Source organism: Caballeronia sp. LZ035 (assembly GCF_031451175.1).
In the GTDB taxonomy this organism is placed as follows: Bacteria; Pseudomonadota; Gammaproteobacteria; order Burkholderiales; family Burkholderiaceae; genus Caballeronia.
In genome coordinates this window covers 1,244,494-1,259,979 of record NZ_JARUXS010000004.1, presented here as the reverse complement: position 1 = coordinate 1,259,979, position 15,486 = coordinate 1,244,494, and the positions used below count along the sequence as shown (strand labels likewise).

The following is a 15,486-nucleotide window of genomic DNA, read 5'->3' as shown; positions in this document are numbered from 1 at the left end:
ATGCTCTCCACCGTCAGCAGCACCGCTGCAACGCAAACGATTCACATCGCCTGGAGGGCATATGCAACGCAGTTCCAGCCTCAACGCCGTGCAGATTCACGGCCGTTCGAGATGTTTCCCGCTCAAACCGCTTGCCCTGCTTGTGCCGCTGGTGGCCGGGCTCGCCTGCGCCGGCGCGCACGCCGGCCCGATGTTGCCGGCCGGCGGGCATTTCGTGGCAGGCAGCGGATCGATCGATAGCGGCGGCAAGTCCCTGACCATCGATCAGACGTCGACGCGCGGGGTGATCGACTGGAAGAGCTTCTCCATCGGCAGCGGCGGGAAGGTGACGATCGACAACGGCACGGGCGCGACGCTCAACCGCGTCACCGGCCGCGATCCTTCGCTCATCCTCGGTCAGCTCAACGCGACCGGCAGCGTGTATGTCATCAACCCGCAGGGCGTGGTGGTTGGCCCGGGCGGCGTCGTCTCGACGGGCGGGCGCTTCGTGGCATCGGCGCTGGACGTGAGCGACAGCGCGTTCATGAGCGGCGGCCCGCTGAGTTTTGCCGGCGGCGGCAATGGCGCGGTCATCAATCTGGGACGCATCGGCTCGACGGGCGGCGATGTCGTGCTGGTCTCGCGCTCGGTGGTGCTCAACGGCGGCAGGATCGACGCGCCGAACGGCACGGTGGAACTCGCGGCGGGCAAGGACGTGCTGTTGCAGGACGCGAGCAGCAGCCAGCAGGTAATCGTGCAGACCGGCAGCAAGGGCGTCGTCACGAATGCGGGCGCGATCCGCGCGGCGCAGGTGAGCCTGCAAGCCGCCGACGGCAACATCTTCGCGCTGGCGGGCAATAGCGCGGCGATCCGCGCGACCGGCACCGCGCAGCGCGACGGACATGTCTGGCTGGTCGCGGAGCAGGGGACGGTGCATGCGAACGGCACACTTGTCGCGAGCAATGCGGACAAGTCGGGCGGCACGGTCGAGACGCTAGGCAAGAGCCTGGACGTGAGCAACGCGAACGTCCAGGCGGGTCAATGGAAACTGGGCGCGGATGCGTTGACGGTGGACGGCAAGACTGCGGGCGCGATCGAACGAAGTCTCGGCAACGGCACCTCGGTTGAAGCACAGGCGACCGGCGCGAACAGCGACCTCACTGTGCGCAGCGATATCGAATGGAAGGGCGATGCAGCGCTTGAGCTCGATGCGGGTCATGGCGTGACCATCAACCGCGGCATGACGATCGCGAATCGAAGCGGTTCGGGCGACCTGACCTTGCGCGCCGATGTGAACGGCGTCGATAACGGCGGCGGCGTGACCAACGCGGGCAGGATCGACTGGTCGAAGAGCGAGGGCAGGGTCAGCGCGCTGTACGACATGAACGGCAGTTACACGCCGGGCACCTTGCTATCGAATACGCAATGGACCCCGCCGCTCTATAGCGGCGATGTCACGCAGATCACGGCGTACAAGCTCGTGAACAACACGGCGGACTTGCAGAAGATATCGAGCGATCTGTCAGGTAACTATGCGCTCGGAAAAGACGTCTCGGCTGGCACGATCAATCCGATCGCCTCCGATCAGACGCCGTTTACGGGGCAGTTCGACGGCTTTGGTCATTCGGTGAGTGTCGATGCTGTGAGCACGGTTATCTCGCCTGTCTGTCAGTGCGTGTTTGGCGGGCTGTTCGCGGTGATCGGCACGAATGGCGTGGTCCGGAACATCAATGTGTCGGGCTCATCCACCAATGCAACCGCAACCGACGCTGCCCTTGGCATGCTCGCCGGTGAAAATTTCGGCACGATCGCTTACGCAACGTCGAGCGGTCACGTCGGCGGAAGCAGTTACAACGAGAACGGCGGCCTGGTGGGCGTCAATCTCGGTCTGATCGAACGCTCGTCAAGTAGTGCCGATGTGGGAGATGCCGGTAACTCGGGCGGTCTTGCGGTGTCGAACTACGGCACCATCGTGCAATCGTTTTCTACTGGCACCGTGACGGGCTACAGCGCTGGCGGCCTCGTCCAATACAACGGCGGTGTGATCCTCCAGTCGTATTCCACTGCGGCCGTCAACGGCGCTTCCGGCGGCGTCAACGCTCCCAGCGCGGGGAGTCTGGTGAACGACAATGGTCCGAGCGGCGTCATCAGCGAGTCCTTTGCGACCGGCTCAGTGATTCCCGCCGGGACGGTGGGCGCACGGACTGCCGGGATCGCGGCTTCCAACGAGGGCGAGATTTCAGCGAGCGTGTATTGGGACGCGCAAAAGACACAGCAAGCGAATGGCGTGTTCACGAACACAGGCACGCCGGTGTCGAATGCCAATGGCCTGACCACGGCGCAGATGAGTCAACCAAGCAGCCTCAGCGGGTATGACTTCAGTTCGGGCGGCGCGTGGGCGTTGCCGGTTGGCGTCACGCATCCGGTCCTTGACTGGCAAGCGACCAGGCAGTGACCAGCGCATGGTGAACAGCGAAATGGCGGCGACGCCGTCGTTTCGCTGTTTCAGGATCAACAAGCGCGGGGATCGACCGTGGCGTGATTCATGAGAGGACGACATTTCTACTTTGCCACGGCATCAAAATTTCCTCTAATTTGTGTTATGTCAACTTGCACGTAACCTGATCTCGGTGCCCGACGATCCGTCGAATGCAGACCGTCCGATATACCGCCACTACCATTTTCGGTATAGGACAGTCCCCATGACTTAGCCGCGACAAGGGTTCGGCGGACTCGCTAGTTTCCCCCGCGTTGACCAGCGTTATAGCCGAACGTATATTTCGAGCGCCAAGGGCCATCAGAACAATCGAATTCCAAAAACATCGCCCGCCAGCGTCGCAGCAACGTGACGCCGTTCCCCCAAGTCAAAGGTCAGATTGCGCGATGTCCAAGGAAAGTATCGATTCCCACATGATTCGCGTGCTGCATACTCTGCTCACGGAGTCGAGCGTCTCGGGTGCGGCCCGGTTGCTCGGACAATCGCAACCGACAGTAAGCATCGCCTTGCGTCGGCTGCGCGAGATCACGGGCGACCCGCTGCTCGTGCGGAGCGGCAGCCGTATGGTGCCCACGAGCCACGCGCTCACGTTGATCGAACCCGCCGCGCAAGCGCTCGCGAGTATCGATGCGATCCTGCATCCCAATACCGCTTTCGATCCTGCGTCGAGCACGTGCACGTTTCGAATCGGCTCGCCGGATTATCTCGACGTGTTCTTCGTGCCCGCCATCATCGATGCATTTCGTCAGGCCGCGCCTCATGCCAAGCTCGAATTCAAGCATCTGATGATGATCGAAGGCGGCTACGAAAGCGGCCTCGAAACAGGACTGCTCGATCTCGTGATCGGCAACTGGAGAACGCCGCCTGCGCATCTGCATCTGCAACCGCTGTGTCAGGACGAACTCGTTTGTCTGATGCGCGACAAGCACCCGATCCCGCCCGGTGCACTGACGCGCGAGGCCTATGAAAAGGCCGAGCATCTGGCCGTCACGACCTACAACACAACGGCTTGGGGCACCATCGACATCGAACTCGCGCGCAACGGACTCACACGAGCTGTCACGACGACGCTGCCCTACTTCGGCATGGCCCCGTACGTGCTCGTGCGCTCGGATCTGCTGTTCACCACGACGCGAGCGCTCGCATCGCACTACGCGCGCGTTCTGCCTTTGCGCATCGAACCCGTCCCTGGCGAGACGCCGGCGCTCACCTACTACCAACTCTGGCACGACAGGATGCATCGCAGCACCGCTACGCGCTGGCTTCGCCGGCTCGTGACGCAGGTCGCGCGCACGCTCTCGGACGCGCCGCAGGACGCCGCGGACACAGCACGCGCCGCATAAAAAAGCGCCACGAGACACATCTCGTGGCGCTGAAGCGCTTTCCGGACGGACATCGAGGAGACAGGTTCCGTATGCCGCCGGGCAACGCGGAGCGGGTCGGTCAGATATAAGCAGCTGCGCCGTTATCGATATTCAGAAGGCGCCCGTCGTCATCGCCTTGATGAGTTCCGCGTTGCCTTGCGTCGCCGTGCCGAGCAGCGCGAAGCCAAGCGCGCGTTTGTCGACGGCGTGCTCGCACAGCGCGGAGAGCCCATCCCGCGGATCGGCGCTCGCCGGGGCGAAGCGCCATTCGCCGGCCTCCCCGGGCGGCAGGATGACCGTCGGTGAAGCGGGCGATTTCACCGTGATCGGCATGAACGGAAATTCGACGCGCGTCGGCTCCCCGGAAAGCGTGCGCGCGAGTGCGCGGGCAGCGTGCATGATCGGCAGGACATACGGCTGCACCTTGCCTTCGATCGCCGCGCAGTCACCGAGTGCGTAGATGTCGGCAGCGCTCGTGCGGCACCACGCATCGGTGCGAATGCCGATGTCCACATCAATGCCCGACTGCGCCGCCAAGGCCACACGCGGCGCAAGACCGATCGCTGACAGCACCACATCCGCCGCGATCACGTCGCCATTGCCCAGTGTCACGGCATAGCCTGACGCGCCTCTATCCACGGACGCAACCGACTGACCGAGTCGCAGACGAATACCCTGTCGGTCGAGCGCGCGTGCGTACGCGTCGCCCGCCAGTTCGGGCAGCAGGCGCGAGAGCGGCGTGGCGGCCGGATCGATCAGCGTGACGTCGTAGCCGCCCAGCGCGAGATCGTTGGCGAACTCGCAGCCGATCAGGCCCGCGCCGAGCAGCGCGACCGATTTCGCGCCGTCGAGCCGTGCCCGGAAGCGCGCGTAATCGTCGAGCGAATTGACGGAGAGCACGTCGGCCGCCGCATCGCCCGCGAGCGGAACGCGGCGTGCGTCCGCTCCCAACGCGAGCACGAGTTTCCCGTAGCGCAGCGGCGCGCCGTTGACGATCACTTCATGGGCATCGACGGCAATGCGCTCGACCTTCCGGTGCGCGATGATGCCCGCGTTCAACTGCGTGCGCATCGCGCCGGCGTCGAAGGTGATGAGGTTCTGCGGTGTCTTGTTCATCGCGAGCGCGTTGGAGAGTGTCGGCTTCGAATAGAAGTCGCCGGCATCCTCGCTGATGAGCACAATGGGCACCTGCTTCTCGAGCTTGCGCAATTCGCGCGCGACGGTGTAACCCGCGATGCCCGTGCCGACGATGATCACGCGCTTGTCGTTATCCGTATTCATGCGGTCACCACCTGCATTTCAAAATCGTGCTTGCCCGTGCCGCAATCAGGGCAGAGCCAGTCGTCCGGTACGTCCTCCCAGCGCGTGCCCGCCGCGATACCGGCTTCGGGCAAGCCCTGGGTTTCGTCGTAGCGAAAGCCGCAGATCACGCATTCCCAGATCTTCATGATGTCGCTCCTTGAGTGCGTTCAACGGACATAGGCCTGACCGAGGCCGATCTCGGCCAATGCCCGCCGATACGCGCCCGACGAACGATCGGCGAGAATCGGCGCCTCGGCCGCGCGGTCGATCGGCAAATCTTCCGGGCACTGTAATTCGACGATCGCGCGGTCTTCCTCGAAGACCTGACGGTTGAACGCGTAGACATCGTCGAGCGGAAGGTCCTTGTCGAAGTTGCGCACGATCGGCACGAACAGACGCGTCAGGCGCGCGGACACCGGACTGGCGGCATTGAGAATCGCGAGACGCCCGCCTTCCGGAAAATGAACGGTGAGGCGCGCGAAAAACGGCACGTCGACATCGAAGACGCGTCGCCACAGGAAGCCGTCGGGCGCACGATGCTGCATCGACTTCGGGAAATTGCTGACCGAGCTGACGTACTCCGCACGCATGCCGCTGCCGCGACGTTCGACGGTGTAGCTCGGCACGACGGGATTGCGCCGGTCCGCGAAGCTGTGGTGATGAATCCACGCGAAATGCGCGACGTCGATGAAGCCTTCGGTCTGGCGCCCCGCCGACGCCTTGCTATCGATGGAGGGCGGAAGGATCTGCTGAAAGTCTGCGTTATTCCACGCCGGAAACTCCGGTAGCGGCTGTTCGCCGCCGCCGAGCGACACCCACACCAGCCCGTAGGCTTCCTGCACGGCATACGTCGTGAGCCGCAGACGCTCGGGAATCGGTCCGCCTTCCTGTGACGGAATGTGGATGCACTTGCCATCGACACCATACGTCAGACCGTGATACGGACACACGAGGTTGCCGCCTTCCACCCAACCTTCACTCAAGGGCGCGCCCCGATGCGGGCAGACATCGCGTGCGGCAATGAGCATGCCGTTCGAGCGATAGACGACGAGCCTTTCGTCGAGCAGTTTCGTGCTGAAGGGCTTGTCGTCGATCTCTGCTGCGAACGCAACGGGATGCCAGTACTGACTCAGGATCTGCCAGTCGTGTGGATCGAAGGTGCAGTCACGAGGAAGATTGGGCGCGCGCTGGAAGGTCAGCGGCGCGACAGTGGGGGTTGCCATCTTGGTGTCTCCAGTGGTCTGATTTGCGGGTGGCCGTTACAACGTCGACCGCCTGGAGACAACAATAGCGACGAGGGGCACCGCGCCCAATCGTCGGAGCGACATTGAGTCCATGTTGCAGATGGAATAGCCGCAATCGGCTCAGATCCGGCCCCAGCAGAGTGTCTACTGCAGCCTTCTTCCCGCCGAGCCTCAGAACCCGAAAATCCGCCGAGGCGTTTCCCACTGAACCTGTCGCCGGATCTGCGCATCCGGAATCATTCGTTCGAACAGCGTCAACAACGGACCATAGTCAAGCCGCTCAGGCGCTCTCAGGAACGGCCAGTCCGAACCCCACACACAGTGCTGCGGTCCAAAGACCCGAAGCAATGCATGCACGTATCGCCAGGTGTCCTCGTACGGATAGGCATCGCACGAAAACTTCTGCCAGCCGGAAAGCTTGACCGTCGTGCGCCCATTGTCTGCAAGACGCAGAAGCGCATCGAATCCAGCTTGCTCGACGCCCGCCTCGGCGCGCGGCCGCCCGCAGTGATCGATCGCGAGCGTGGTTTCCTGCTCGTCGAGCCAAGGCTGAAGCGCGACCATTTGATCCTCGGCGACCTGGACCTGAGCGACCATCCCGAGATCCGCAAGCATGCGAAAGAGCGCGCCGGCACCCAGCACCGCATCGACGCCTTCCATCGCCGGATTGAACGCGACGCCCACCACACCCGCACGATTCAGGGAAACGAGCGCGTCCCGCGTAATGTCGTTATCGACGACCGCGATGCCGCGAAAGCGGCCTTCATACCGCGCGATTGCATCGAGAAGACAGCGATTGTCCGTGCGATATCCGCTGGTCGGTCCCACCAGCAATGCATGCCCGACGCCATAGGCATCCAGCACCTGCACGAACTGCGCTGCCGTGCCGATTTCCTGGCCTTCCGGACGGTAGACGGTGTCGTCGCGATAGGGAAAGCGCAGCGGATCGAATATGTGGCAATGACAATCGATCTTGTCGTCTTCGAAAACGCTCATTCAGATGCTCCATGGAAGGTCGTCAGTTGCCGGGCGCCGGACAGCGGCTAGCTCCTGCTCAGGAACAGCTCGGCTACGACCGAGCGAAGCCAGCGGTTGCCCGCTTCGTGATGATATTTCGCGTGCCAGTGTTGCCGTACCGGGAACTTGTCCACCGGAAAGGGACATGCATGGACCGCAATGTCGTTCACTCTCGCTAGCGTCTCGCCGATATTTCGCGGCAACGTCGCGATGAGATCCGTCGACTTGACGATCGATCCAAGTCCGAGCATGCCTGGCAACTCCAGCACGACGTCACGCTCGATGGCCTCGCGCAACAGGGCTTGTTCCAGCAATTGCGCGCCCGTCCCGGCCGCGATGATCACATGCCCTTCGTTGCAATATTGCTTGAGCGTCAGTCTGGCGCGCACGCGCGGATGGTTCGGGTTCGCGAGGCATACCCAATCCTGCATATAGAGCTGTTGCTGGTACATGCCGCCGCCAAGCCATGGCACGTGTCCTATTGCAAGGTCGGCTTCACCGGACTCGAGCGCACGTTCCGTATTCCCGTCGATCCTTGCCGCTTCCAGCCGGATGTCCGGAGCCTGTGAACGGACATGCGCGAGCAGACGTGGAAGCAGCGTGATGTGGCTGGCGTCCGTCATGCAGATCCGAAAGCGCCGCTTGGCCGTGGCGGGATCGAAGGAAATCTCCCAGGCTGCAAAGCGGCGCAGCGACTCCAGGATTTCCCTGCACGGTCCGATCAAGGCATCGGCCTGAGGCGTCGGCGTCATGCCGCCCGGCGTGCGGACGAACAGCGGGTCCTGCAAATGCTCACGTAGACGCCCCAGCCAGATGCTCACCGTGGGCTGGCTCTGGCCGAGCTGTTCTGCGGCCCGCGTGACGCTTCGCACGTCATAAAGCAGGTCGAAGAGCTGCAGCAGTTTGAGGTCAGGAAGTTCGGAAAGGCTCATCGCTCTATTGCCTGTCGCAATGCCCTCATTGTAACCATTGCATTGCGCGTGTGGGTCCAAACTCTTATCTTGAACCCACGCGTTCCCTATCCTCTCCCCATTCATTCCTTACGCTTCAGCAGCGCCCGGAGGCACGCATGATCACCGGCAATACAGCCATCATCGCCCACATCGGATTTCCAACGCATAGCTTCAAGGCGCCGATGATCTACAACCCCTGGTTCGATCACGCCGGCATAAACGCTGTCGTCGTTCCGATGGGTTGCAGGCCCGAGCCCTTCCCTGCCTTCCTGAAATCGGTGTTCACGCTCGATAACATCCGTGGCGCGCTGATCACGATGCCGCACAAGATCACCACCGCCGGCCTTCTCGACGAAGTCACGCCTGCCGTGAAAATCGCCGGATCGTGCAATGCCGTGCGCCGCGCCGCAGATGGGCGGCTGATCGGAGACATGTTCGATGGCGAAGGCTTCGTACGCGGCGTCCGACGCAAAGGCTGCAAGCTCGAAGGCGCACGGGTTCTGGTGGTCGGCGCCGGCGGCGTGGGCTCGGCGATTGCCGCTTCGCTGGCCGCAGCCGGCATCGCATCGCTTGCGCTTTACGATGCCCGTCCGGAGTCCGCCCAAGGATTGAGCGACCGGCTGGCCGCGCACTATCCGCGACTCGAACTGAGTACGGGCAGCAACGATCCGTCCGGCTACGATCTCGTCGTCAATGCCACGCCGATGGGCATGAACGACGGCGATCCGCTTCCCGTGGATGTTGCGCGAATCTCTCCCGATACTTTCGTCGGTGAAGTCGTCATGAAGACCGAGATGACGGCCTTTCTCAAAGCGGTTCAGGCACGCGGCTGCCGCTTCCAGATAGGCTCGGGCATGTTGTTCGAGCAGATCCCCGCTTACCTTGAATTCTTCGGTTTTCCGAGTACGACGGCGGACGTCCTGCGTTCACTCGCGAAGCTCAAATACTGATTGCGTACCCCGAGGAGTCAATGATGAACACGCCACCATTCGGATGGTGCGGACCATGGCATCATGCGTCGCTGATGCAGCAAGCCGGACTCGATTACATCGAAGCCCAGTTGGTGCCGCTCAATATCGAGGACGATGCCTCGTTTGCGCGGGCGATGTCGCTGATCCAGGACCTGCCCTTGCCAGCGCTCGCATTCAGCTACCTGTTTCCCCACGACTTCCGGCTCGTGGGTCCGGACAAGGACGAGTCGCGCAACCGCGCCTATTTCGACCGCGCTGTGCAGCTGCTCGCGCTGGCGAAAGCCCGGATTATTGTGTTGGGCAGCGGCTGGACGCGCAACATTCCCGAGGGCTGGACGAAGCACGATGCCGAGGATGATTTCCTGCGCGCGCTGGAATGGTGCGCCGATGCGTTACGAGGCTGCGGCACGACGCTGGTCATCGAGCCGCTCAACCGGAAGGAGTCCACGCTCGTCAACAGCGTCGCCGACGCCGCCCGGCTTGTGAACGCTCTGAATCGGCCGGAAGTGCGTGCGCTCGCGGATTTCTATCACATGGACGAAGAAGCGGAGCCGCTCGGGCAAGTTCGCGAACATGGTGCGTCGCTGGCGCATATTCACCTCGCGGATACGGGACGGCTCAATCCGGGAACGGGAACATACGACTACCCGACGTTCTTCGGCCACCTCAAGGCGGCTGGCTATAACGGCCTGGTCAGCAGCGAGTGCGGCATCAAGGGCGATCCCGTCGCATCGATGCGGGAAAGCACGGCGTTTCTTCGCCGCGCCTGGACTGACGCGTGATACGCGTGAAGCCGGCATAGCCTGCCGGCTTCACGCTTGATAACCGATTTGACCGTGAGCATGCATCGCATGCTTATCAAGCAACTGCCGACACGGCTGCGCGAAGTCCAAGCGAATAGCTTTCGACACCGAAGCCGCAAATCTGCCCCTTCACCACCTCGGCAAAAACCGACTGGTGCCTGAATGCTTCGCGCGCGTGGATATTCGACATGTGAATCTCGATCACGGGCACGGTCAGGATGGCAAGCGCGTCCCGGATGCCATAACTGTAATGCGTCCACGCGCCGGCGTTGATGAGTACGCCATCGACGTTATCGACGAAAGCCTGATGGATTCGCTGGCACATGTCGCCTTCGCTGTTCGTCTGATAACTCTCGACCGAAACGCCCAGCTCCTTGCCGAGCGCATGCAGTTGCGCATCGATATCCTCGAGCGTCGCCGTTCCGTATTGAACGGGATCCCGCTTGCCGAACATGTTGTGGTTGATGCCGTGCAGCATGAGAAAGGTTTTCATCATTCTATCCAGCCTGGTGTTGAAGTGGGTGAAGTTTGCTATTGATGACGGACCGCGCTTTGCGCGGCCTTCAAGATCGCATCGGCGACGCGCGTTCTTTCCACGTCGATCGCCATTGAAACGCATGGTCAAGGCGTCAATGGACAGGACGCGTCAGGCATGCTTCTGCCAGCCTTCCGGGCCGGCGTGAATGGCCCACATCGAAACAAGATTGAAGACGATGCCGACCGCGACAATCGGCCATGTCGCGCCGCCGGTCTCGGCCTGGATCAAGGTTGCGGCGAACGGAGCACTACTGCCGATCACCACGGCAAGGTTATAGGCTACGGCCGATCCGCGGTAGCGAAACTCGGTCGGAAAGGCTTCGGCGAAATAAGCGGGCTGGACGCCCGCATGAAACTGTGCCGCACACAGAAGAAACACGATGGCCACGCCCATCAGGAGAGTGTGTCCGCTCAGGATCAGCGGAAAGAAAACGATGAACGCAGCCAGCATCGAACGCGATCCGACCAACATGGCGCGACGGCGTCCGAGGCGATCGCACAGGACGCCGCCGAGGCCCATCGCGAACATCGAGCAGAGATGCGCGACGATCAGAATGGCGAAAGCCGTCTGCTTCGATACGCCGAGCTTCGTCGTGGCATACGAAAGGATGAACACGGTCGCAATGAAGTAGGCAATGGAGACGGCCGCCCAGACAAACGTGAGGCGCAGGATCGTCCCGCTGTGCTTCGCGAAGCCGCTTGCCGGTTGCGAGTGGCCCGAACGCTTCTTCTTCATCTCCGCCTGGAACGCGGGCGTTTCGGAGATGCGCATCCGGATGAACAAGCCGATGGCCACGAGCAGAAAGCTGAACAGGAACGGAATACGCCAGCCGAATTGCAGGAACTGTTCATTCGTGACGAGCGCGGCGACACCGAACAACACGGCGTTGGCCAGCACTTGCGCAAGCGGCGATCCCATGGCGATGAAGGAACTGTAGAAGCCGCGCCGGTTCTTGGGTGCATGCTCCATCGTGAGCAACTGGCTGCCCGTGACCTCGCCGCCGAGCGCGAAACCTTGCATGAAGCGCAGCGTGACAAGCGCGACCGGTGCGAGCATGCCAATGGATGCATAAGTGGGCAGTATGCCGATCAGGAACGAGCAGATGCCCATCAGGAGAAACGTGAAGACCAGCATGTTCTTCCGGCCGACGCGATCACCGAAGTAGCCGCAGGTCAGCCCGCCGAGCGGACGTGCGATAAAACCCACGGAAAATGTCGCGAACGCTGCGAGCGTAGCGGTCGTCGGATCGGTCTTCGAGAAGAATAGTTGCGGCAACACGGTGGCGGCAATGGCCCCGTAAGCCGCAAAATCCAGCCATTCCAGCGCGGATCCGGCGATGCTGCTGAGCGCCGCCCGGTTCGCCATCTGCTTTTCGTCGGCGTGCTCTACGTGAACAGCGCGGTCGCTGTTCATTGCGTGTTCTTGCGGTGTCAAGTTCGTCTCCTGGATAAAAGCATCAACCCGCTTCTCCGAGCGGTTCGATGGAAAGGTCAGTGCCCGGTCCAGATCGGCGGGCGCTTCTCCGCGAACGCCTTCGGACCTTCGCGTGCGTCGTCGCTGGCGAGCATGCGCTGTGCGAGCGGATAGTCCTCGTGCATCGTCGAGGCGAGACTGGCCTCTGCGAGGCTCATCAACATGACTTGCTTCGATGCCTGGATAGCGAGCGGCGCGCACTTGAGAATGTCTTCAGCGAGCGCCCGCGCCCGATCCATCAACTCCGCTGCGGGCACGACCTCGTTGATCAGTCCGACGCGCCTGGCTTCGTCGGCGGGTATGCGTTTGCCGGTCAGGACCAGTGCCATGGCGTCCTTCATGCCGATCTGCCTCGGCAAGCGCTGGAGCAGGCCGCCGCCCAGCGCCGCGAGACCGACGCGCGGTTCCGGCAAACCGAATTGCGCATGATCGGATGCGACGGCGATATCGCATGCCGCAAGCATCTCCATGCCGCCGCCAAGGCAAAGGCCATTCACCGCGGCAATCAGCGGCTTCCACAAGTCGAAGCGATGGGTGATGCCTGCGAATCCTGTCGACGGCTTCGTGTGGTCTCCAGTGGCATCGAGCGCTTTCAGATCGGTGCCGACGCAAAACGCCCGTTCGCCCGCGCCGGTCACGATCGCCACGCGTAGGGATGGATCAGCGGCGTAGCGGTCGAAGGCATCGCCGAGTTCGCGGTGAGCATCGGGATGCAGCGCATTGAGCACCTCGGGCCGGTCGATGGTCACCGTCAGCAACGGCCCTTCCACTTCGTAGCGGCAGTAACGGTATGTCTCGGCTTGCATTCGAAGCTTCCTCGCACGCGTCAGTTGAGCGGAACGGTGAGTCGGTCGATCACCGCCCGTGTCTGCGGACGAACCCCGCGCCACCACGCGAAGGCTTCAGCCGCCTGCTCGACCAGCATGCCGACGCCATCCGCGATGCCTTGCACACCCGCATCGCGTGCGAGCCGTAGGAAAGGCGTGAGGCCTTTGCCGTAGGCGAGTTCATAGGCGGTTGCGTGCGGGCTGAAGACGCACGGAGGAACAGGCGGCAACTGTCCGGTCAAGCTTGCGGACGTTGCGTTCACGATGAGATCGAACGGTTCCATCGACTCCAGTTCCGCATAGCCACATGCGCTGAGCGACCCGTTCAAGGCAAGCTGTTCGACGAGCGCCTTCGCTTTGTCCACATGTCGGTTGGCGATAACGAGTTGCGCCGGCCGCGCCGCCAAGAACGGCAGCAGCGCGCCGCGCACCGCGCCGCCTGCGCCGAGCACCAGTACGCGCTTGCCTGCCATAGGCTGGTTCAGATTGACTTCGATGTCGCGCACGAGTCCGACGCCATCGAAGTTCTCGGCGATGACGCGTCCGTTCTCGAACTTCATCGCGTTGACCGCGCCGGCGAGCGCCGCGCGTTCGCTGCGTTCGTCGGCCATGGCGAATGCGTGCAGCTTGAAGGGCGCGGTAACGTTCATGCCCTTGCCGCCCGCTGCAATGAAGTCCTTGACCGTATCGGCAAAGGCCTGCGCCGGTTCAAGCGGACCTTCGATCGCAACGTAGCGCATGTCCTGCCCGGTCTCCTGGGCGAAGAGTCCATGAATCAGCGGTGACTTCGTGTGCCCGATCGGATTGCCGATGACCGCGTATGAGTCGCTCATCACGCAGTTCCTTTTGAAAACAGCACGCCATCGGTCTGCATTGCGTCGATCTCGGCGGCGCTGAAGCCCAGCGATTGCGCAACTTCGGCATTGTGCTGACCGAGGTCGGGCCCGACTTCGCGAATGGACGTATCGCAGTCGGAGAAGCGGAACGGAAGGTTCGGCAGACGCAGCTTGCCCAGGCGCGGATGCTCCTGCTCGATCACCATCCCACGCGCGACGATCTGTGGATCGGCCACGACTTCGTCGATGCGCTGCACCTTCGCGCAAGGCACGTCCACGCTGTCGAGCAGCGCCAGCACCTCCGCGACGGAGCGTGCGGCGACCCACTGCTTCACCACCGAAAGCACCGCCTCACGGTTTGCGTTGCGTCCGTTCAGGCTATGAAACCGTGTGTCGGCCGCGAAGCCCGCGGGGCCGCCGTGCTGCTCGACGATCGTGGCAAAGCGCTTCCAGGAATCATCGACTTGTGCAGCGATGACGAGATCGCCGTCGGCCGCGCGGAACACGCCGTAAAGCGTCGATGTCGGCATGTCGTGGCCGGTCTGCTCCGGCACGATGCCCTGCATGGTGTAGCACTGCACCGCGTACTCGTGCATCGAAAACAGCGTGTCGTACAACGCCATGTCGATATGCTGACCGCGCCCGCTCTTCACGCGGCCCAGCAGCGCGGCGTTGATGGCGGCAACCGCGTGAATGCCGGTGTACATGTCGCCGAGCGAGATGCGCATGAGTGGCGGCGGTTCGCCGGGATTGCCGATCATCTGCATGATGCCGCTCTTGGCTTCTGCGATCAGGCCGAAGCCCGCACGATGCGCATCCGGCCCGGTGTGTCCGTATGCCGAGATCGAGCAGTACACGAGCCCCGGATTGCGCCCGGACAACGCGGCGTAACCCAGGCCAAGCTTGTCCAGCGCGCCGGGCCGATAGTTCTCGATGAACACATCCGCCGAATCGCAGAGACGCTCCATGAACGCCTTGCCGCGCGGGTCCTTCATGTTGACGCTCACGCCGCGCTTGCCCATGTTGAGCTGCAGGAAGTAAGCGCTTTGCTGGTCATCGAGAATGGTGGCGTGCTGGCGTCCTGCGTCACCGCTGCCGGGACGTTCGACCTTGATGACTTCCGCGCCCAGTGCCGCGAGACAGCGGCCGACATACGGACCCGCAAGAAAATGGCTGTAATCGACGACGCGAATACCTTCGAGAGGACGGGCTTGCATCAGTTGGCTCCCGGACGACGCGGAATCATCAGGCGATGTTCGCCGCGTTGAACGACATCGCCGTTCTGATTGATCAGATCGGATGGCAGGACGACGATGCCCCACTCCGGCTTGCTCTTGCTGGCCCGCATGGAGCCGACGCGGAACTTCACATGCAGCACGTCGTTGACCTTGATCGGCAGCAGGAAGTCCCAGGTCCAGCCGAGCGACATGCCGGGCAGGAAGCGATAGTCGCTTTGCGTCTTGAGTCCATCGGCTATCGACAGGCCGAACAGGCCGTGCGCCACGATCGAACCGAAATGGCTCGCGTTGGCGTAGTCCTCGTCCACATGCACCGGCGTGTGGTCGCCGGTGAGATCGGCATAGGCCAGGATGCGTGCCTTGGTGACCGTATAGGTCGGACTCACGCATTCGTCGCCTTCCTGCGCGTCGTCCCAATACTTCTCGATGATGGTAGTGCTCATG

Annotated in this window: 15 protein-coding genes; 4 read left to right on the top strand and 11 right to left on the bottom strand. The window is 62.5% G+C overall.

Annotation, left to right across the window (positions count from 1 at the left end; genetic code table 11):
- The first annotated feature begins 61 nt into the window (after positions 1-61).
- Positions 62-2,434, top strand: a complete 2,373-nt coding sequence (locus QCE88_RS36170; RefSeq protein WP_309910370.1) for a filamentous hemagglutinin N-terminal domain-containing protein — start codon at positions 62-64, stop codon at positions 2,432-2,434.
- A gap of 428 nt (positions 2,435-2,862) precedes the next feature.
- The gene (locus QCE88_RS36165) at positions 2,863-3,819 is read left to right on the top strand and encodes a LysR family transcriptional regulator (RefSeq protein WP_309910368.1); all 957 of its coding nucleotides are present in this window, start codon (positions 2,863-2,865) and stop codon (positions 3,817-3,819) included.
- A 132-nt stretch (positions 3,820-3,951) separates the two neighbouring features.
- Here QCE88_RS36165 and QCE88_RS36160 read toward each other — a convergent pair whose 3' ends face one another.
- The 5 genes from QCE88_RS36160 to QCE88_RS36140 all read right to left on the bottom strand — a co-directional run bounded on the left by QCE88_RS36160 (position 3,952) and on the right by QCE88_RS36140 (position 8,335).
- Positions 3,952-5,121 carry an FAD-dependent oxidoreductase gene (locus QCE88_RS36160; RefSeq protein WP_309910367.1) on the bottom strand — a complete coding sequence of 390 codons (1,170 nt, stop codon included), beginning with the start codon at positions 5,119-5,121 and terminating at the stop codon, positions 3,952-3,954.
- Positions 5,118-5,288, bottom strand: a complete 171-nt coding sequence (locus QCE88_RS36155) for a rubredoxin (RefSeq protein ID WP_309910365.1) — start codon at positions 5,286-5,288, stop codon at positions 5,118-5,120. The genes QCE88_RS36160 and QCE88_RS36155 overlap by 4 nt, the downstream gene beginning before the upstream one ends.
- Before the next feature lie 21 nt (positions 5,289-5,309).
- Positions 5,310-6,365 (bottom strand): aromatic ring-hydroxylating dioxygenase subunit alpha, encoded by a 1,056-nt coding sequence (locus QCE88_RS36150; protein ID WP_309910364.1) that lies wholly within the window; start codon positions 6,363-6,365, stop codon positions 5,310-5,312.
- Positions 6,366-6,557: 192 nt separating this feature from the next.
- Entirely contained in the window at positions 6,558-7,382 is an 825-nt protein-coding gene (locus QCE88_RS36145) for an amidohydrolase family protein (protein WP_309910362.1), read from the bottom strand.
- Between the two features lie 47 nt (positions 7,383-7,429).
- A complete protein-coding gene (locus tag QCE88_RS36140; RefSeq protein ID WP_309911027.1) occupies positions 7,430-8,335 on the bottom strand; it encodes a LysR family transcriptional regulator in 906 nt (301 codons plus the stop codon).
- Positions 8,336-8,472: 137 nt separating this feature from the next.
- On the opposite strand from QCE88_RS36140, the gene QCE88_RS36135 reads away from it, so the two are divergent.
- Positions 8,473-9,306 carry a ThiF family adenylyltransferase gene (locus QCE88_RS36135; RefSeq protein ID WP_309910360.1) on the top strand — a complete coding sequence of 278 codons (834 nt, stop codon included), beginning with the start codon at positions 8,473-8,475 and terminating at the stop codon, positions 9,304-9,306.
- Between the two features lie 23 nt (positions 9,307-9,329).
- Positions 9,330-10,109 (top strand): sugar phosphate isomerase/epimerase family protein, encoded by a 780-nt coding sequence (locus tag QCE88_RS36130; RefSeq protein ID WP_309910358.1) that lies wholly within the window; start codon positions 9,330-9,332, stop codon positions 10,107-10,109.
- Between the two features lie 76 nt (positions 10,110-10,185).
- Here the strand turns inward: QCE88_RS36130 and aroQ are convergent, their stop codons facing one another.
- From aroQ to QCE88_RS36100, 6 genes are all read right to left on the bottom strand, one after another.
- Entirely contained in the window at positions 10,186-10,623 is a 438-nt protein-coding gene (gene aroQ, locus QCE88_RS36125; RefSeq protein WP_309911026.1) for a type II 3-dehydroquinate dehydratase, read from the bottom strand.
- 153 nt (positions 10,624-10,776) lie between these two features.
- Positions 10,777-12,102 (bottom strand): MFS transporter, encoded by a 1,326-nt coding sequence (locus QCE88_RS36120; protein WP_309910357.1) that lies wholly within the window; start codon positions 12,100-12,102, stop codon positions 10,777-10,779.
- Between the two features lie 56 nt (positions 12,103-12,158).
- Entirely contained in the window at positions 12,159-12,947 is a 789-nt protein-coding gene (locus QCE88_RS36115; RefSeq protein WP_309910355.1) for an enoyl-CoA hydratase-related protein, read from the bottom strand.
- 20 nt (positions 12,948-12,967) lie between these two features.
- Positions 12,968-13,801 carry a shikimate dehydrogenase gene (gene aroE, locus QCE88_RS36110; RefSeq protein WP_309910354.1) on the bottom strand — a complete coding sequence of 278 codons (834 nt, stop codon included), beginning with the start codon at positions 13,799-13,801 and terminating at the stop codon, positions 12,968-12,970.
- Positions 13,801-15,021, bottom strand: a complete 1,221-nt coding sequence (locus QCE88_RS36105; protein WP_309910353.1) for a CoA transferase — start codon at positions 15,019-15,021, stop codon at positions 13,801-13,803. Before QCE88_RS36105 ends, aroE begins: the two co-directional genes overlap by 1 nt.
- Positions 15,021-15,485 carry a MaoC family dehydratase gene (locus QCE88_RS36100; RefSeq protein WP_309910351.1) on the bottom strand — a complete coding sequence of 155 codons (465 nt, stop codon included), beginning with the start codon at positions 15,483-15,485 and terminating at the stop codon, positions 15,021-15,023. The genes QCE88_RS36105 and QCE88_RS36100 overlap by 1 nt, the downstream gene beginning before the upstream one ends.
- Position 15,486: the final 1 nt, after the last annotated feature.